16 protein-coding genes are annotated in these 16943 nt (G+C 64.4%); 6 read left to right on the top strand and 10 right to left on the bottom strand.

Going from position 1 to position 16943, the window contains the following annotated elements; all coding sequences use genetic code 11:
* Positions 1-114 precede the first annotated feature (114 nt).
* Together purE and ACVIIW_RS14335 are read left to right on the top strand one after the other, a co-directional pair.
* Positions 115-603: a 5-(carboxyamino)imidazole ribonucleotide mutase gene (purE, locus tag ACVIIW_RS14340; RefSeq protein WP_456701345.1), complete on the top strand. Its 489-nt coding sequence runs from the start codon at positions 115-117 to the stop codon at positions 601-603.
* The gene (locus ACVIIW_RS14335; RefSeq protein ID WP_456701344.1) at positions 600-1706 is read left to right on the top strand and encodes a 5-(carboxyamino)imidazole ribonucleotide synthase; all 1107 of its coding nucleotides are present in this window, start codon (positions 600-602) and stop codon (positions 1704-1706) included. Before purE ends, ACVIIW_RS14335 begins: the two co-directional genes overlap by 4 nt.
* A gap of 93 nt (positions 1707-1799) precedes the next feature.
* Here the strand turns inward: ACVIIW_RS14335 and aqpZ are convergent, their stop codons facing one another.
* Complete coding sequence (aqpZ, locus tag ACVIIW_RS14330) at positions 1800-2522, bottom strand: aquaporin Z (RefSeq protein ID WP_456701343.1); 723 nt, start codon at positions 2520-2522, stop codon at positions 1800-1802.
* A 259-nt stretch (positions 2523-2781) separates the two neighbouring features.
* Between aqpZ and rpsU the strand changes: the two genes are divergently transcribed.
* Together rpsU and ACVIIW_RS14320 are read left to right on the top strand one after the other, a co-directional pair.
* The gene (rpsU, locus tag ACVIIW_RS14325) at positions 2782-3084 is read left to right on the top strand and encodes a 30S ribosomal protein S21 (protein ID WP_092227201.1); all 303 of its coding nucleotides are present in this window, start codon (positions 2782-2784) and stop codon (positions 3082-3084) included.
* A 128-nt stretch (positions 3085-3212) separates the two neighbouring features.
* Entirely contained in the window at positions 3213-3866 is a 654-nt protein-coding gene (locus ACVIIW_RS14320) for a tetratricopeptide repeat protein (protein ID WP_456701342.1), read from the top strand.
* 90 nt (positions 3867-3956) lie between these two features.
* On the opposite strand, the gene ACVIIW_RS14315 is transcribed toward ACVIIW_RS14320, so the two are convergent.
* The 9 genes from ACVIIW_RS14315 to ACVIIW_RS14275 form a co-directional block, all read right to left on the bottom strand.
* A complete protein-coding gene (locus tag ACVIIW_RS14315; protein ID WP_456701341.1) occupies positions 3957-4886 on the bottom strand; it encodes a hypothetical protein in 930 nt (309 codons plus the stop codon).
* A gap of 91 nt (positions 4887-4977) precedes the next feature.
* Complete coding sequence (locus ACVIIW_RS14310; RefSeq protein WP_456701340.1) at positions 4978-5262, bottom strand: cupin domain-containing protein; 285 nt, start codon at positions 5260-5262, stop codon at positions 4978-4980.
* Positions 5263-5287: 25 nt separating this feature from the next.
* Positions 5288-6385, bottom strand: a complete 1098-nt coding sequence (locus tag ACVIIW_RS14305; protein WP_456701339.1) for a calcium:proton antiporter — start codon at positions 6383-6385, stop codon at positions 5288-5290.
* Between the two features lie 60 nt (positions 6386-6445).
* A complete protein-coding gene (locus ACVIIW_RS14300) occupies positions 6446-7246 on the bottom strand; it encodes an alpha/beta hydrolase (RefSeq protein WP_456701338.1) in 801 nt (266 codons plus the stop codon).
* A 21-nt stretch (positions 7247-7267) separates the two neighbouring features.
* Positions 7268-8665, bottom strand: coding sequence for an NAD(P)(+) transhydrogenase (Re/Si-specific) subunit beta (locus ACVIIW_RS14295; RefSeq protein WP_456701337.1), 1398 nt, complete (start codon positions 8663-8665; stop codon positions 7268-7270).
* Between the two features lie 39 nt (positions 8666-8704).
* On the bottom strand, positions 8705-9022 hold the full coding sequence (locus ACVIIW_RS14290) for a proton-translocating transhydrogenase family protein (protein WP_456701336.1): 318 nt from the start codon (positions 9020-9022) through the stop codon (positions 8705-8707).
* A gap of 11 nt (positions 9023-9033) precedes the next feature.
* Positions 9034-10161 carry a Re/Si-specific NAD(P)(+) transhydrogenase subunit alpha gene (locus ACVIIW_RS14285; protein WP_456701335.1) on the bottom strand — a complete coding sequence of 376 codons (1128 nt, stop codon included), beginning with the start codon at positions 10159-10161 and terminating at the stop codon, positions 9034-9036.
* A gap of 142 nt (positions 10162-10303) precedes the next feature.
* A complete protein-coding gene (locus ACVIIW_RS14280; RefSeq protein ID WP_018317799.1) occupies positions 10304-10456 on the bottom strand; it encodes an aa3-type cytochrome c oxidase subunit IV in 153 nt (50 codons plus the stop codon).
* A 207-nt stretch (positions 10457-10663) separates the two neighbouring features.
* Positions 10664-12559 carry a M3 family oligoendopeptidase gene (locus ACVIIW_RS14275; protein WP_456701334.1) on the bottom strand — a complete coding sequence of 632 codons (1896 nt, stop codon included), beginning with the start codon at positions 12557-12559 and terminating at the stop codon, positions 10664-10666.
* A 127-nt stretch (positions 12560-12686) separates the two neighbouring features.
* Here ACVIIW_RS14275 and ACVIIW_RS14270 point away from each other — a divergent pair, with 127 nt between their 5' ends.
* Together ACVIIW_RS14270 and ACVIIW_RS14265 are read left to right on the top strand one after the other, a co-directional pair.
* A complete protein-coding gene (locus ACVIIW_RS14270) occupies positions 12687-14183 on the top strand; it encodes a sigma-54-dependent transcriptional regulator (RefSeq protein ID WP_456701333.1) in 1497 nt (498 codons plus the stop codon).
* 348 nt (positions 14184-14531) lie between these two features.
* Entirely contained in the window at positions 14532-16766 is a 2235-nt protein-coding gene (locus tag ACVIIW_RS14265; RefSeq protein ID WP_456701332.1) for a L,D-transpeptidase scaffold domain-containing protein, read from the top strand.
* The last annotated feature ends 177 nt before the right edge of the window (positions 16767-16943 follow it).

Below are 16943 nucleotides of genomic sequence, written 5' to 3'. Positions count from 1 at the left end.
GGGATTCACCAAGTCAGGATAGTGCATTCCCTTCTCCTTGCCACCGCCTTGCGAGCCGCCGGCCGGAACCGTTAATCTGGCCTATCTTTCTGTTTTCCGAGCATAATTGACGTCATGACCGCGCCGATCGCCATCATCATGGGAAGCCAGTCGGACTGGGAGACGATGCGGCACGCCGCCGACACGCTCGCCGCGCTTGGCGTCGCCTCCGACAATCGCATCGTTTCGGCACACCGCACCCCCGACCGGCTGTTCGGCTTTGCCAAAGGCGCCAAGGCTGCAGGTTTCAAGGTCATCATCGCCGGCGCCGGGGGCGCCGCGCATCTGCCGGGCATGACCGCGGCGCTGACGGAACTGCCGGTGTTCGGCGTTCCCGTGGAGTCCAGGACGCTCAAGGGTGTCGATTCGCTCTATTCGATCGTCCAAATGCCCGCCGGCATTCCGGTCGGCACGCTCGCGATCGGCAAGGCCGGCGCGATCAACGCGGCGCTGCTCGCGGCATCCGTGCTGGCACTGTCCGATCCGGCCCTGTCCGATCGCCTCGCCGCCTGGCGCAAGGCGCAGACCGAGGCGATCGCCGAGCGCCCGGAGGACAAGGCGTGACTGACGCAAAGCAGGTGAAGCTGAACCCCGGCGACACCATCGGAATCCTTGGCGGGGGACAACTCGGTCGCATGCTGGCCATGGCCGCGGCACGCCTCGGCCTGCGCTGCCAGGTGTTCTCGCCCGATCCTGATTCGCCGGCCTTCGACGTCGTGCTGAACGCAACCTGCGCCGAATATGCCGACGTCGAGGCACTCGAGCTGTTCGCTCACGACGTCGACGTCATCACCTATGAATTCGAGAACGTACCGGCTGCGGCCGCCATGGTGCTGGACGCGCGCCGCCCCGTGCTGCCCAACCGCAAGATCCTCGAGACGACGCAGGACCGTCTGGCCGAAAAGGATTTCGTGACGCGGCTCGGCATCGGCACCGCTGCCTACGCGGACGTCACCTCGGTCGCGTCGTTGCGCGAGGCGATCGCGAAGATCGGCCTGCCCGCCGTGCTGAAGACCCGCCGCTTCGGCTATGACGGCAAAGGCCAGGCCATCATCCGCGAGGGCGATGACATCGCCAAGGTCTGGACCAGTCTCGCCACCAAATCGGCTATCCTGGAAGCCTTCATACCTTACGAGCGCGAGATTTCGGTGATTGCCGCGCGCTCGGCCACAGGCCAGGTCGAGTGCTTCGACGTCACCGAGAACGAGCACCGCGACCACATTCTGAAGATTTCCCGCGCGCCTGCGCTGATTCCGGATGCGCTCGCCGAAGAGGCGCGCAGCATCGCCGGCAAGATCGCGACCGCGCTCGACTATGTCGGCGTGCTCGCCGTGGAGATGTTCGTGCTCGGCAACGGTTCCGGGCCCAGAGTGCTGGTGAACGAGATCGCCCCGCGCGTGCACAATTCCGGCCACTGGACGCTCGACGGCGCATCGGTCTCTCAGTTCGAGCAGCACATCCGCGCCATCGCCGGCTGGCCGCTCGGCAAGCCGGTGCGGCACGGTGAGGTCGTCACCATGACGAACTTGATCGGCGACGAGATCAACGATTACGAGAAGTGGCTGGGCGTGCCTGGCGCGACCGTGCACATTTACGGCAAGGGCGCCCCGCGCCCCGGCCGCAAGATGGGCCACGTCACCGAGGTCAGGCCTTCAAACCGCAAGTGAGCGGACCGCAGCAGAGCTGCGATCCCATTTTTGGTGTTGTTTCGACGCGTTTTTTCTTTGCGCGTACCGGCATCCACTTCGCTCGAAAACGCGCTACGCCGTCTTCACGCCGGCGACGACACCGGCGGGCTCCTCACTGAGCCAGCGATAGATCACCCCGCCCAGCGCGCCGCCGATCAACGGTGCGACCCAGAACAGCCAAAGCTGCGACAGCGCCCAGCCGCCGACGAACAGCGCAGGACCCGTGCTACGTGCCGGGTTCACCGAAGTGTTGGTGACGGGGATGGAGACGAGATGGATCATGACCAGCGCGAGCCCGATCGCGAGCGGGGCAAAACCCGCCGGCGCTCGGCCGTGGGTCGCCCCCATGATGACGAACAGGAACATCATGGTCATCACCACCTCGGTGACGAAGCAGGCCACCAAGCTGTACTGGCCGGGCGAATGCGCAGCATAGCCGTTGGACGCAAAGCCCTTGGCGAGGTCGAAGCCGGGCGCACCGCTGGCGATCACGTAGAGCAGTTCTGCCGCGACGATCGCGCCGCAGACCTGCGCGATCACGTACGGCAGGATCTGGCCTGCCGGAAAGCGACCGCCCGCGGCGAGGCCAACCGTGACGGCCGGGTTGAGGTGGCAGCCCGAGATATGGCCGATAGCATAGGCCATGGTGACAACGCTCAAGCCGAAGGCCAGCGACACACCGACCAGGCCGATGCCGACCTGCGGAAAGCCGGCCGCGATCACGGCGCTGCCACAGCCTGCAAATGTGAGCCAGAACGTGCCGATGGCCTCGGCCGCGTATTTCTTCATGTCCATGAGATGTCTCCCCTGATTTCAAAGACGCTGGAACAACGTCCGCAGCGGCCGTTCTTACCGCCGATTCTCCCCAATCGGGGCCGCACGGGAGCATTTTCGCCGCATTTAGTGGCTGAACTTGGCCCGAAATACCGCTTGGCAGGTGGACATCCCAGGTTTTGTCTGATACATCCGCGCCCTCAAGGTTAAGGGCTTGCGCTTTTTGCCATCCCCTTTGACTTACCAGAATTCAAATCCGATCCACTGAAGAGGATGCCGCGTGCAGGTTCTCGTTCGCGATAACAATGTCGACCAAGCCCTCAAGGCGCTGAAGAAGAAGATGCAGCGCGAGGGCATTTTCCGCGAGATGAAGCTCCGCGGTCACTACGAGAAGCCCTCCGAGAAGAAGGCCCGCGAAAAGGCCGAAGCCGTGCGCCGCGCGCGCAAGCTGGCCCGCAAGAAGCTGCAGCGCGAAGGCCTGCTGCCGATGAAGCCGAAGCCGGTGTTCGGCGCTGGCCCTGGTGGTGATCGTGGCGGCCGCGGCGGCCCCGGCGCAGGTGCAGGCCCGCGCGGACCCCGCTGATCTTGCCGATAGTGTGAAGGACTGAGTTTTCAATGACGCGGGCCCAGGCCCGCGTCATTAGTTTGTAAAGCAGTGCCTTTTCTGGGACGGGGCACTACAGATGCGGCACCAGCGCGAGCGAACCGTAGATGGCCTCCCCTTTCCCCGAGCCCGGCTTGGCGCGGCTACGCCAAATCTGGCGCCAACCGCTCGCGCTGACCTTGCTGGGGATCGCACTGTGCGGCTGCTCCTTCGATCTCGGATCGCTGATGCCGGAGAAGGACAAGCCGCAGGAAGCGCCCCATGCGGCGGCGACCCCGGATAGCAGCGCGGTCAGTCCGGGCAACGTCGCCGAGGCCCAGACCCACACGGCAAAAGCGCAAGGCTTGGCCAAGTCGGGCGAGACGCAGGCCGCGCTGGACGAGTTCAATCGCGCCGTCGCACTCGATCCCTACAACGCGCAGGCGCTCTACGGCCGCGCGCTGCTCTACCAGGCCAATAACGAGCACGACTTCGCGATCGCCGATTTCGGCGCAGCCAGCGGGCTCAATCCGCAGAAGGCCGAACCGCTGCTCGGCCGCGCCGTCAGCTATCTCGCCATCGGCAAGGTCAAGGAGGCGGCGGCCGACCTCGACGAGGCCTCCGAAGCCGATCCGCACAACGCCCAGATCTGGACGATTCGGGGCCAGGCCTATGAACGGCTGGGCGACAAGGCCAAGGCCGCGGCATCCTACAACAAGGCCGTCGCGTTGCGCCCACGCGATGACGCCGCCCGCAGCGGCCTGGCCCGCGTCGGCGGCTAACGGTCTCTCTCAGCCTTGGCTGACGGATTTTCTGAACGCGAACGGGGGCCGCGTCGCGCGAAAACGCTTTGGGAGGGCGGAGACGCCGATTTAGTCGGGAGCGGCGCTCTTCGGCAGAACTGCGTGGAACATCGACTTCATGCCTGACAGCATCTCGTCGGCGACATTGGTTTTGGGCCGTGGCGCAGGCATGGTTGCGCCCGCATCAGCGCGCAGGTCGAGCGGCGGTGCGATCACCGGCACCGGAATATCGGCCGGCGGTGTCAGCCGATTCGGATCATCATTGCCGACGGAGGCCGTGTAGGGGGGATACGCCTGCGACGCGCCGCCATTGCCATAGGCTTCCGGGGACGGCGTCGACACATTGATCGGCGGCGGCAATGGGCGCACCGTCGACGGCACCGTTGTTACGACACGGGGAGCCTCGGGCACGCGGGAGGCTTCCTGCACCGAAGGCTCGGGCGCCCTCTCAACCGGTTTGGCCTCGACAGGCTTGATTTCGGCAGATTTGGCCTCGGCAGCCTTCTCAGCTGCCTTGCCCTCAGGGGACTTGCGCAGGCGCTCGATGGCGGCCCGCGCCAGGTCGTTGGCGTCGGGGCCCACAGCCGGAGCAGCCGGCGACGAATTGGCCTCAACCACGGGCGCAGCGCCGGGCGCTGCCGGGGAGGCCGGGGACGATTTGGCAACTGCCTTCTCATGCGCTGGGGCGTGGCCGTGCGAATTGGCCTCGCCGGCGCCGGTCTCGGCAGCCTTGGTTTCGACAGGCGCGCCCTTCTCGGAAACGCTCTTCTCGGAAACGCTCTTCTCGGAGACGCCCTTGGCCTTGACGCCGGGGGCCGGCAGGTTGGCGACATCGGCCGGCTTGCCGTTCTTGGCGGCTTCGGCAGGCGCCAACACGGCGGCCGGTGCATCCGCTGCCGGCCTCGCGTTGATGTAGTGGTTAACGATGTAGGCCCCGATGATCGTCGCGAGCACCGAGGGGAAAATATCCATCGAAATTTTAGCGAGGTATTTCAGCATTTCTCGGCCACTCCCCGCGACCTGATGCGGGAACTTTGGGGCATTGTAAGGGATCAACTGCGACGGATCGATGGCAAAGGTGACGCGTGTCTTACGCCTTCAACTCAATCTCAAGGAACACGATCTCGGTTGAGGTTTCGTTAAGTACGTCATGTTGGACGCCGGCCTTGCGGAAATAGGATTTTCCCGCCGCGAGCCGCGCCTTGGAGCGCTCCCCGCCTGGAGCGACGATGGTCATTTCGCCCGGTGTGACGGGAACGATCACGTAGTCCATCCCATGGGTGTGATGCCCGGTGGCACTGCCCGGGGCGAGCCGCCATTCCGTCACCCGGACCTCGTCATTGTCGACCTGAATCTCGGACCTGGCGGCAAGCATCCGGAGTGTCTTTCGCGGAATCGGTTCAGGGCACGAATACCATGAACGCGTAGACAGCAAATACCACCATGTGTACCAGTCCGAACAGGACATTGGTCCTGCCCGTGCCGAAGGTCAGCATGCTCAGCAAGAATGTCAGGAACAGCAGCGCCGTGTTCTGGGGATTAAGCCCCAGCACCAGCGGCTGGTCGATCACGTAGGTGGCGAGCCCGACTGCCGGGATGGTGAGGCCGATGGTGGCCAGCGAGGACCCGAGCGCGAGGTTGATGCTTTTCTGAAGATCGTTCTTGCGGGCCGCGGTGATCGCCGAGACGCCTTCCGGCATCAGGATCAGGAGCGCGACCAGGAGGCCTGCAAAGGCCGGCGGGGCGCCGATTCGGTCGGCGACGGCGTCCACCACGAGCGAGAACTTCTTGGCGAGCAGCACGACGGCCAGGAGCGAGATCAGGAGCAGCGCGATGCTGAGTGCCAGCATCGTGCCCGACAGGTGGGCCTTCCCGCTCTCGCCCTCCGCCCCCTCATGGACGAAATAGTCCTTGTGCAGGACGGTCTGGGTGTAGAGGAACACGCCGTAGAGCACGATGGTCACGAGGTCGACGAAGCCGAGTTGAAGTGTCGAGTAGATCGGCCCCGGCGTCGTCAGCGTGTAGTTGGGCATGATCAGCGTCAGCGTCGCGAGCGCAATCAGCACGCTGAGATAGACGTTGGCGCCGGAGAGCTGAAAACCCTGCTCGCGGTAGCGCAGCCCGCCGATGAAGACGCAAAGGCCGACGAGGCCGTTGCAGACGATCATCACCACCGCGAACACGGTGTCGCGCGCAAGCTCCGGCGCCGGCTTGTCGCCGAGCATGATCGTGGTGATCAGCGCGACCTCGATGATGGTCACCGCGAGCGTGAGCAGCAGCGTGCCGAAGGGCTCGCCGATCCGTTCCGCGATCACCTCGGAATGATGCACGGCCGCGAACACGGTGCCGAACAGGATGACCAGCAGAACGATCGCGAACAGGCCGCCGCCGGCGGACAGGGTGAAGCCGTAGCCGGTCACGGTGACGATCAGGAACAGCAGCACCGCCAAAGCGGGGAAGATCCAGGACGACCGCGGCATCGGTCCGTGTGCACTCATGCAGGCGATTCCTTCGTTGGGCAGAGCGATTATGCGCGAGAAGATCGCGCACGTCAGCACTCAGGAACCGTCGATGAATTGCCGCGCGGTCTCCAACGCTCCGAAATCATCCAGATTTTCGTGTCCGCCGCCGGGAAACCTCACCAGCTTCTTCGGCTCGTGTGCGAGCTCAAATAGCCGCTCGCCGAACGTGATGGGAATCGCCTGATCTTTCGTGCCGTGCATGATCAACAGCGGCACAGTGACGCCCCCGATCCGTACGTCGGAGTGGAACTGGTCGCGCATCAGCAGGCGAATCGGAACGAAACGAAAGAGCGAGGCCGCAACGTCGACCGTCGACGTGTAAGGCGCCTCCAGAATCAATTTCCCGACCGGATGCCCGGAGGCGATGGCGACCGCAACACCGGTCCCGAGCGAGAATCCCCAGGCTACGACACGCGCCGCACTGTAGCGTTGCGTTGCGAAGGCGTAGGCGGCTGCGGCGTCCTGCAACAGGCCCTGCTCGCTCGGCGCGCCGGTCGAGCCTGCATAGCCGCGGTAGGATAGCGCGACGAGGCCGGTGCCGTCGGCCGTGATACCCCTGAAGCGGCTCACGCGCCCCGCGAGAAAATCGCCATTGCCGTGGAAGAACAGCACCACGGCATGGCCGGGCTTTGGCGGCACATGCCAGACGATGACCTTCGCGCCGTCGGACGTGGTGAGGACGTGCTCCTCCGCTTCCGGAAACCCCGCGGAAGCCGGCGCGGTGCGCTCGGCAGTCGGAATCGGAAACAGCATTGTGCGCTGCTTGACGAAAAGCAGCATGAGACCCGCGAGATAGCCGGCGACAACGATGATGGCGATCCATTTCAGGACTGTCATCGCTGCGCCGGCTCGCCGGCGTTACATCGCCTTGACGATGTTCTCGGTGACCTTCTTGGCGTCGCCGAGCAGCATCATGGTGTTGTCGCGGTAGAACAGCGGATTGTCGATACCGGCATAACCGGACGCCAATGACCGCTTGATGAACATCACCGTGCCTGCCTTCCAGACCTGCAGCACCGGCATGCCGTAGATCGGGGAGGTCTTGTCCTCTTCGGCCGCGGGGTTGGTGACGTCGTTGGCACCGATCACGAAGGCGATGTCGGCTTGCGCGAATTCGGAGTTGATGTCCTCGAGCTCGAACACCTCGTCGTAGGGCACATTGGCCTCGGCGAGCAGCACGTTCATGTGGCCGGGCATGCGGCCTGCGACCGGGTGAATGGCGTATTTCACCTCGACGCCTTCCTTCTTCAGCATGTCGGCCATTTCGCGCAGCGCGTGCTGGGCCTGCGCCACCGCCATGCCGTAGCCGGGCACGATGATGACCTTGGAAGCGTTCTTCATGATGAAGGCTGCGTCGTCAGCCGAGCCGAGCTTGGCCGGCTTCTGTTCACCCGTCCCGCCGGCGGCCGCCGCGGTTTCGCCGCCGAAGCCGCCGAGGATGACCGAGATGAAGGACCGGTTCATCGCGTGGCACATGATGTAGGACAGGATCGCGCCGGAGGAGCCGACCAGCGCGCCGGTGATGATCAGCGCCGAATTGCCCAGCGTGAAACCGATGCCGGCCGCAGCCCAGCCGGAGTAGGAGTTCAGCATCGAGATCACAACCGGCATGTCGGCGCCGCCGATCGGGATGATCATCAGCACACCGAGCGCCAGCGCCAGGATGACGATCAGCCAGAAGTCGAGCGCGCCGCCAGTGATGACCAGGCGGACGATGAAGAACACCAGCGCCACGGCAATCGCGATGTTGACGACGTGACGGGCGGGCAGAATGATCGGCGCGCCGCTCATGCGCGCGGACAGCTTCAGGAACGCGATCACCGAGCCGGTGAAGGTCAGCGCGCCGATGGCGACGCCGAGCGACATTTCGACCAGGCTTTGCGAATGGATGTTGCCGGAAGTCCCGATGTCGAAGGCCTCAGGCGCGTAGAACGCACCGGCGGCAACCAGCACCGCGGCCATGCCGACCAGCGAGTGGAACGCGGCGACCAGTTCCGGCATCGACGTCATCGGCACGCGGCGGGCGATCACCGCACCGATGCCGCCACCGATCGCGATGGCGACGATCACGAGCAGCCAGGCCACGCCATCCGCCGGCGGATGGTTTGCCAGCGTCGTGGCGACCGCGATCGCCATACCGATCATGCCGAACAGATTGCCCTGGCGCGACGAAGCCGGGCTCGAAAGTCCGCGCAGCGACAGGATGAACAGCACCCCCGCCACGAGATACAAAAATGCAGAGAGGTTAGCGCTCATCTCAGGTCCCCATTGATCCCATCAGCCCGAGGTGGCCGCTTACTTCGACTTCTTCTTGTACATCGCCAGCATGCGCTGGGTGACAAGGAAGCCGCCAAAGATGTTCACGCAGGCGAAGATCAGCGCGACGAAGCCGAAGCCGCGCGCCCAGCCCGAACCGCTCGAGACGCTTGCGACGCCGACCGCGAGCAGCGCGCCGACCACGATCACCGACGAGATCGCGTTGGTCACGCTCATCAGCGGCGTATGCAGCGCCGGGGTCACCGACCACACCACGAAATAACCGACGAAGACGGCGAGGACGAAAATCGACAGCCGGAAGATGAAGGGGTCGACGACCTGCGCAGCATGTTCCATGACAGCTCTCCTTAAACCTTCGGCTGGAAGTTCGGGTGGATGACGGCGCCGTCCTTTGTCAGCGCGGTCGCCTTGACGAGCTCGTCGTCCCAGTTCACGGCGAGCCTCTTCTCCTTCTTGTCGACCATGGTCTCGATGAAGGAGAACAGATTGCGTGCATAGAGGCTGGAGGCCGAGGCTGCGACGCGGCCGGCGACGTTGGTATAGCCGACGATCTTGATACCATCCGTCTCGACGACCTCGCCGGCCCTGGCGCCCTCGACATTGCCGCCGCGCTCGACGGCGAGATCGACCAGCACCGAGCCCGGCTTCATCGACCTGACCATCTCGCCCGACACGAGCTTCGGCGCGGGCCGTCCCGGGATCAGCGCCGTGGTGATGACGATGTCCTGCTTCTTGATGTGCTCGGCGGTGAGCGCGGCCTGCTTGGCCTGATACTCTTTGGACATTTCCTTGGCGTAGCCGCCGGCGGTCTGTGCGTTCTTGAACTCCTCGTCCTCGACGGCGAGGAACTTCGCACCGAGCGATTCCACCTGTTCCTTGGTCGCCGGCCGCACGTCGGTTGCAGTGACGACGGCGCCGAGGCGGCGCGCGGTCGCGATCGCCTGGAGGCCGGCGACGCCGACGCCCATCACGAACACCTTCGCAGCGGGCACCGTGCCGGCTGCGGTCATCATCATCGGGAAGGCGCGGCCGAAGGCTTCGGCGCCCTCGATCACGGCGCGGTAGCCGGCGAGGTTCGCCTGCGAGGACAGCACGTCCATCACCTGCGCGCGCGTGATGCGCGGCATCAATTCCATGGCGAAGGCGGAGATTCCGGCATCGGCCATCGCCTTCAGCGCGGCGTCGTTGCCGTAGGGATCCATGATGGCGATGACCAGTGCACCGCGCTTGTACTGCGACAGCTCGGAAGCCTCGGGACGCTTCACCTTGATGATGATGTCGGCGTCCTTCAGCGCATCGGCGCTGACGGTGGCGCCCACCGCGGTGAATTCGGAATCGGGGAGGCCCGACTTGATGCCGGCGCCCGGCTCGACGGCGATCTCGGCGCCCAACGCCTTAAACTTCTTCACCGTATCAGGCGAAGCCGCGACCCGCGGCTCTGACGGATCGATTTCCTTGGCAACGGCGATCTTCATAGGTCCTCCGGCGGCGCGGGACAGCGCATGCGCAAAAAAGTAGCGTTACTCCCGCAGCGTTGCATACCGGCTTTGCCACCGGCTTGTTTGCAGATTTTGTGAGCAGCTGCCGCCGCAACCGCGGGCAGCTGCCGAGGTCGATTTAGGTCAGGAAGATCGCCATCAGGATCACGATCAGCGCGACCGACGCCGTGCCATACTTCACCAGCTTGATGAAGCCCTCGTAGGTCTGCTCGTGGGCAACGTAGTCGTTGCCGTCGGCGGTGCTGTATGCAACTTCGCTATGATCTGCCATGGATGTCCCCAGTCGAAAGTCGAATTCCTCGGCTGGGATACCTTAAAGCTTCGGGCAGGGCAACGGCACGGAGGCGCGGTTTTCCAGCAAATAGGCTCATTTGGAATTCCGATTATCGTGGATCCAAAGCGCCCAATTGCGGCTACTGAACCGCGGTTCATCGGATACCCGGCGCCGCCCTGCTGTAAATTCGGGCACAAGCGGTCTTCAGCCCATCGCCTCCAGCTCATCGATCATGCCGGCGATGACGCTGAGCCCGCCATCCCAGAACTTGGGGTCTTTGGCGTCGAGGCCGAACGGCCGCAGCAGCTCGGAATAATGCTTGGTGCCGCCGGCGGCGAGCATGTCGAGATAGCGCTCGGCGAAGCCCTCGGCCGCTTTCTCGTAGACGGCATAGAGCGAGTTCACGAGGCAGTCGCCGAAGGCATAGGCGTAGACGTAGAACGGCGAGTGGATGAAGTGCGGGATGTACATCCAGTAGTTCTCGTAGCCTGCCTTGATCTCGATCGCCGGTCCCAGGCTTTCGCCCTGCACCGACAGCCAGAGCTCCCCGAGTCGCGTCGCCGTGAGCTCGCCGTTCTTGCGCTCGGTGTGGACCGCACGCTCGAACGAATAGAACGCGATTTGTCGCACCACGGTATTGATCATGTCCTCGACCTTGCCGGCGAGCAGCGCCTGGCGCTGCTTGGCGCTCTTGGTCTGCGCCAGCAGCCGCCGGAAGGTCAGCATCTCGCCGAACACGCTTGCGGTCTCAGCCAGTGTCAGCGGCGTCGGCGCCATCAGCGCACCGTTCTTCGCGGCCAGCACCTGGTGCACGCCGTGACCGAGCTCATGCGCGAGCGTCATCACGTCGCGCGGCTTACCTTGGTAGTTCATGAGCACATAGGGGTGCGCTGACGGCGTGGTCGGATGCGAGAACGCCCCCGGGGCCTTGCCCGGGCGCACGGGCGCATCGATCCAGCGATCTGTGAAGAAACGCTCGGCGATGTCGGCCATTTCAGGCGAGAAGCCGCGATAGGCCGACAGCACCATGTTGCGCGCATCGGGCCAGCCGATGACGTCCGTGGCAGCGAAGGGCAGTGGCGCGTTGCGGTCCCAATAGGCGAGCCGTTTCTTGCCGAACCACCGCGCCTTCAGCGCGTAATAACGATGCGACAGTTTGGGATAGGCCGCGTGCACCGACGCGACCAGCGCATCCACCACCTCGCGCTCGACGCGGTTGTTCAGATGGCGGGAATCCGCGACATCCTTGAAGCCGCGCCAGCTGTCGGAGATATCCTTGTCCTTGGCGAGCGTGTTGGTGATCAGCGCAAAGGTGCGCTCATTGGCCTTGAAGGTTTTCGCCAGTGCTTCCGCCGCCGCCTTGCGCTTGGCGCCGTCACGGTCCTGCAGGAAATTGAGCGTCGGCTCGATCGCGAGTTCTTTTCCGCCGACCTTGAAGCGCAGGCCGGAGATTGTCTGGTCGAACAGCCGGTTGAAGGCGGAGTAGCCGGTCTGCGCCTTCTCCAGGAACAGCTGCTCGAGCTTGTCGTCGAGCTGGTAAGGCTTCTCCTTGCGCAGATCCTCGATCCACGGACGGTAATGCGCGAGCTCCGGCGCCTGCATGGCACGGTTCAAAATATCGTCATCGATGCGATTGAGCTCGAGCGCGAAAAACAACAAATGCGTCGACGCCGCGGTCAGCCGCTCGGAAACGTCGCCGTAAAACTTTGAAATCGCAGGGTCCACGCTGTCGCCGGCATGAACGAGACCGGCGTATGAGCCGAGACGGCCGGCGAGATCGTCGATCGCCTCGAAGCGTCGCACGGCTTCCGCGAGCCATTTTCCGCCATCTTCGTTTGCTGTGCCTGTTGCGAGCTTGCCCTTGTAGTCCGTCTCGAACGCGACGCAATCGGCAGCCATCGTTTCGAGATCGCGCGCCACTTCCGGCGCATCGATCCCGGAATAGAGATCGGCGAGGTTCCACTCCGGAAGCTTGCCTGTCTTGCTTGCAGGCTTCGCGGAGGGCTTTGCCTTGGCGACGGATCTCGTGACGGGGGACTTCTTGGCGGCGGGCTTACGAAGGGCGTTCTTTGCGAGAGCGTTCTTGGAGCGCGAAGTCATTGTGTGGGAAACCTGTGTTCAACAATCGCTGCGGCGGGCGGGGGCATCAAGGTTTAAGAGTGCGTTAAGCGGCTTCGGCCAGAGTGACCCGATTCGAGACAGATAGTAGTAGCGTGCGGGGAGCACCATGGCTGCCAGTATTTTGATTGCCGATGACGACGCCGTGGCACGCCGCCTGGTCGAGAACATGGTGCAGAAATGCGGCTATGAGACGATCGTCGTCGAGTCCGGCGACGCTGCAATATCAGCCCTGACCGCCCCCGACGCACCTGCCATCGACGCCGTGATCCTGGACCTCGTGATGCCGGGCCTCGACGGCATGGGCGTGCTGACGAAAATCCGCGAAGCAGGCCTGAGCGTGCCTGTGATCGTGCAGACCGCTCATGGCGGCATCGACAATGTGATCTCGGCCATGCGCGCCGGCGCGGCCGATTTCGTGGTCAAGCCGGTCGGCGTGGAGCGGCTTCAGGTCTCCTTGCGCAACGCGCTCAACGCCTCCGCGCTCAAGGGCGAATTGCAGCGCATCCGTCACAGCCGCGAGGGCCGGCTGACTTTCGCCGACATCATCACGCGCTCCGAAGCGATGACGGGCGTGATGCGCGCGGCGCAGAAGGCCGCCAATTCATCAATTCCCGTGCTGATCGAAGGCGAGTCCGGCGTCGGCAAGGAGATGTTCGCGCGCGCCATCCATGGCAGCGGCGAGCGCAAGGCAAAGCCCTTCGTCGCGGTCAATTGCGGCGCGATTCCCGACAATCTCGTCGAGTCCATTCTGTTCGGCCACGAGAAAGGCGCCTTCACCGGCGCGACCGAGCGGCATGCGGGCAAGTTCGTCGAGGCCCATGGCGGCACGCTGTTTCTGGACGAAGTCAGCGAGCTGCCACTGACCGCGCAGGTGAAGCTGCTCCGCGCGCTCCAGGAGGGCGCAGTGGAGGCCGTGGGCGGTCGCAAGCCCGTGAAGGTCGACGTCCGCATCATCTCCGCGACCAATCGCAAGCTGCTGGAACGGGTCAAGCAGGGCCACTTCCGCGAAGATCTTTTCTATCGCCTGCACGTGCTGCCGTTGACCATCCCCTCACTGAAGGCCCGGCGCGAGGACATCCCGCATCTTCTCAGGCATTTCCTGGCGCGCTTCGCTGCGGAGGAAAACCGTCCGATCTCCGGCGTCACTGGCGAGGCCGTCGCGCATCTCGCCCAGCTCGACTGGCCAGGCAATATCCGCCAGCTCGAGAATGCTGTTTACCGCGCGGTGGTGATGAGCGAAGGCGACCAGCTCGGTCTGGACGATTTCCCGCTGCTGGCGTCGCATCCGCATTCCGAAACTGAGATTCCGACCGCGCCGCTGATGATCGACCCGATCGCTGCCCCCACCGTCGTGTCCGGTGGCGAAATACCGATCGTACCGCTTCCCATGGCGGGCTCGCTCTCGATGTTGACCTCCACTGGCGATGTCCGGCCGCTCGAGGACATGGAGAACGAGATCATCCGCTTTGCGATCTCGCATTATCGCGGACAGATGTCCGAGGTCGCCCGCCGCCTCAAAATTGGCAGGTCCACCCTGTACCGCAAACTCGACGAAGCCGGGGTTCCCGGACATGGCGGCAAAAGCGGCGAGGAGACGCACTGAACCTCATCCGAACAGAGCCTCGCGCGGCCCGACGATGCACACGCAAGCCGTTGAATTACGGCAAAATTCGGCTCCGGCCGAAACCGTGACTTGGAAGTGACAGACACCGGGAAAAGCGCGCGGTAAAGCCGCACAATCCGTTGCAAAAGGGGCTGTGTTGAGGTCAGTTTGTCGTGAGTTTCCCGGGTAGCGCTAGCTGCGAAAACGGGGCCTGTATATCGTCTGCGTAGGAATCGGTTGCGTGCAGGCGTTCGACTTTCGAGAGGCCGGCGCGATCGAGCCGAATCTCAATTAGGCGATAACGAAAGCTGTTCCACGGGGGACAGTTCACCCGAGGGGTGCCACACAATGCGTGACTGTTTGAACCACCGTGCGGGCTTTGACCGTGTCTTGATGACGGTCGCAGCGACCTTCCTCACGGTATCGGCCGGCTCGGCGCTGGCGCAGGATCAGGCGCGCAGCAGCGCCGCCGAGCTTGCGATCGAAGCCGCGATCCCGCGCCCCGAGCCTGCAAACGTCCCGCCCCCCACCGCCTCCGACATCAAGCCCGACACCACCGCCACCATCCAGGACACGCCGAAGGAAGCCGCAACTGAGCCGGCGAAGGCCGGGGTAGCTCCGGCTGCGGAGAAGGTCGAGACCAAGCCGTCCGACGTCGCCACGACGCCCGCAGCCGACGCGCCGAAGAGCGAGACGGCCACCACCGAGCCTGCGAAGACCGAGCCCGCCAAATCCGAAGCCGCCAAATCCGAACCGGCCGAATCTGAAGCTGCGAAGGCCGACGCCGCCGCAGCCCCGGCGGCTGCTCCCGCCGCACCTGCAGCCGCAGCAGCAACGCCGGCCGCAGAGCCGGTGAAGGCCGCGAGCAACGTGCCCGCCGCCGACCAGCCGGTCGCCGAGAAGCTCAAGGACCTGATCAACGCCAAGACCTCGCGCCATTTCGAACGCAAGAATGAGCGCGCCGCGATCGAGAAGTTTTACGGCGCCCGTGACTACGCGCCGGTCTGGACCCAAGCCGGCAGCCTGACGACGGCTGCCAAGGGCGTGATCGCTCGGCTGAAGGATGCCGCGTCCGACGGTCTCAATCCCGCCGATTATCCGGTGCCCGACTTCGCCGCCGCCACGACGCCCGATGCGCTCGCCGACGCCGAGCTGAAGCTCACTGCCAGCATGTTCGACTATGCACGGCAGGCGCAGAGCGGCCGCATGCACTGGTCCCAGGTCAGCGCCGACATCCAGTATCCCGAGCACCCGGTCGACCCTAACGAGGTGCTCGCCAAGGTGACGACCGCAGCCGACGCCTCAGCCGCGCTCGACAGCTACAACCCGCCGCAGAAGCTCTACAAGGAGCTGAAGGCAAAGCTCGCACAGCTCCGCGGCCAGGGCGACGGTCCGGCGATCGAGATTGCCGAGGGTCCCGCGCTGAAATACACGCCTGCCAGGGGCAAGAAGCAGGCTGAGATCGTCGTGCAGGATCCGCGCGTGCCGCAGCTCCGCGCCAAGCTCGGCATCTCCGAGAACGCCAGCGACGACCATTACGACGCAACGGTCGCCGAGGCCGTGCGCAAATTCCAGGACGGCGCCGAGATCAAGGCGACCGGCGTGCTCGACGCCCAGACTGTCAGGGCGATGAACAGCCCGAAGCGGGACAAGCAGATCGACACCGTGGTGGTGAACATGGAGCGCTGGCGCTGGCTGCCGCGCGACCTCGGCGCCCCCTCGTTGGGCGATGCCTATGTCATCCTCAACATTCCCGACTATACGCTGAAGGTGATGCAGCGCGGCCAGCAGGTCTGGACCACCCGCGTCGTCACCGGCAAGCCCGGTCAGCACGCCACACCGCTGCTGACCGAGACGATGAAGTACATCACGGTCAACCCGACCTGGAACGTGCCGCCGTCGATCGTGTATGGCGAATATCTGCCGGCGCTCCAGCAGGACCCGACCGTGCTTCAGCGCATGGGCCTGAAGCTGGAGCAGAACCGCGACGGCTCGGTGCACATCTCGCAGCCGCCCGGCGAGGCCAACGCGCTCGGCCGCATCCGCTTCAACTTCCCGAACAAGTTCCTGGTCTATCAGCACGACACGCCGGACAAGTATTTGTTCGCCAAGGACGAGCGCGCCTTCAGCCATGGCTGCATGCGCGTGCAATATCCGGATCAGTACGCATCGGTGCTGCTCAACATCGCCATGCCGAACGAGCACTACACGCCGGAACGCGTGCGCGGCATGTACGGTTCGGGTGAGATCGATCTGAAATTCCCGACGCCGATCCCGGTCAACATCACCTACCAGACCGCGTTCGTGGACGACGGCGGCAAGCTGCAATTCCGCAAGGACGTCTACGGCCGCGACGCGACCATGATCAACATCCTGAAGAACAGCCGCGGCAAGGATCTCGAGAGCGTCGTTGCCCACTCGCAGCCGAGCTATTCGCGCCCGGCGACGACGCTGCCATCAGGCGTGGCGGTCGCCAACAATGGCGGCTCGTCCGGGCTGAACTTCTTCGAGCGCCTGTTCGGCGGTGGCGCCCCCGCCCAGCCGCCGGCTCCAATCGGCCGCCGGCGGGTGTTCACCCGCTGAGGCCAGGCCCGCTCCTCCTGAGATTCTTCAATGAAATCAGCGACCCCGTCCCATGGATGGGGTCGCTTAACTTTAACCATTCGTCATCCGTGTTCGGGCAGCGGGCGTTTTTTCGCCACACTCAGCCGCTTAGGATTGTGGTCTGGCTTGGTTTGGGGGCGGGAAGGTCAACCTCGG

Source organism: Bradyrhizobium sp. USDA 4449 (assembly GCF_054056275.1).
The sequence above is the reverse complement of the archived record's forward strand: the minus strand, read 5'-3'. Positions and strand labels throughout refer to the sequence as shown.

Coding starts and splice junctions, on each gene's coding strand:
- ACVIIW_RS14285 (WP_456701335.1), bottom strand. CDS start 10,161: ATGAAGATCGCCGTTGCCAAGGAAATCGATCCGTCAGAGCCGCGGGTC.
- ACVIIW_RS14305 (WP_456701339.1), bottom strand. CDS start 6,385: ATGAGTGCACACGGACCGATGCCGCGGTCGTCCTGGATCTTCCCCGCT.
- ACVIIW_RS14295 (WP_456701337.1), bottom strand. CDS start 8,665: ATGAGCGCTAACCTCTCTGCATTTTTGTATCTCGTGGCGGGGGTGCTG.
- purE (WP_456701345.1), top strand. CDS start 115: ATGACCGCGCCGATCGCCATCATCATGGGAAGCCAGTCGGACTGGGAG.
- ACVIIW_RS14300 (WP_456701338.1), bottom strand. CDS start 7,246: ATGACAGTCCTGAAATGGATCGCCATCATCGTTGTCGCCGGCTATCTC.
- aqpZ (WP_456701343.1), bottom strand. CDS start 2,522: ATGGACATGAAGAAATACGCGGCCGAGGCCATCGGCACGTTCTGGCTC.
- ACVIIW_RS14270 (WP_456701333.1), top strand. CDS start 12,687: ATGGCTGCCAGTATTTTGATTGCCGATGACGACGCCGTGGCACGCCGC.
- ACVIIW_RS14275 (WP_456701334.1), bottom strand. CDS start 12,559: ATGACTTCGCGCTCCAAGAACGCTCTCGCAAAGAACGCCCTTCGTAAG.
- ACVIIW_RS14320 (WP_456701342.1), top strand. CDS start 3,213: ATGGCCTCCCCTTTCCCCGAGCCCGGCTTGGCGCGGCTACGCCAAATC.
- ACVIIW_RS14310 (WP_456701340.1), bottom strand. CDS start 5,262: ATGCTTGCCGCCAGGTCCGAGATTCAGGTCGACAATGACGAGGTCCGG.
- ACVIIW_RS14265 (WP_456701332.1), top strand. CDS start 14,532: ATGCGTGACTGTTTGAACCACCGTGCGGGCTTTGACCGTGTCTTGATG.
- ACVIIW_RS14280 (WP_018317799.1), bottom strand. CDS start 10,456: ATGGCAGATCATAGCGAAGTTGCATACAGCACCGCCGACGGCAACGAC.
- ACVIIW_RS14290 (WP_456701336.1), bottom strand. CDS start 9,022: ATGGAACATGCTGCGCAGGTCGTCGACCCCTTCATCTTCCGGCTGTCG.
- ACVIIW_RS14315 (WP_456701341.1), bottom strand. CDS start 4,886: ATGCTGAAATACCTCGCTAAAATTTCGATGGATATTTTCCCCTCGGTG.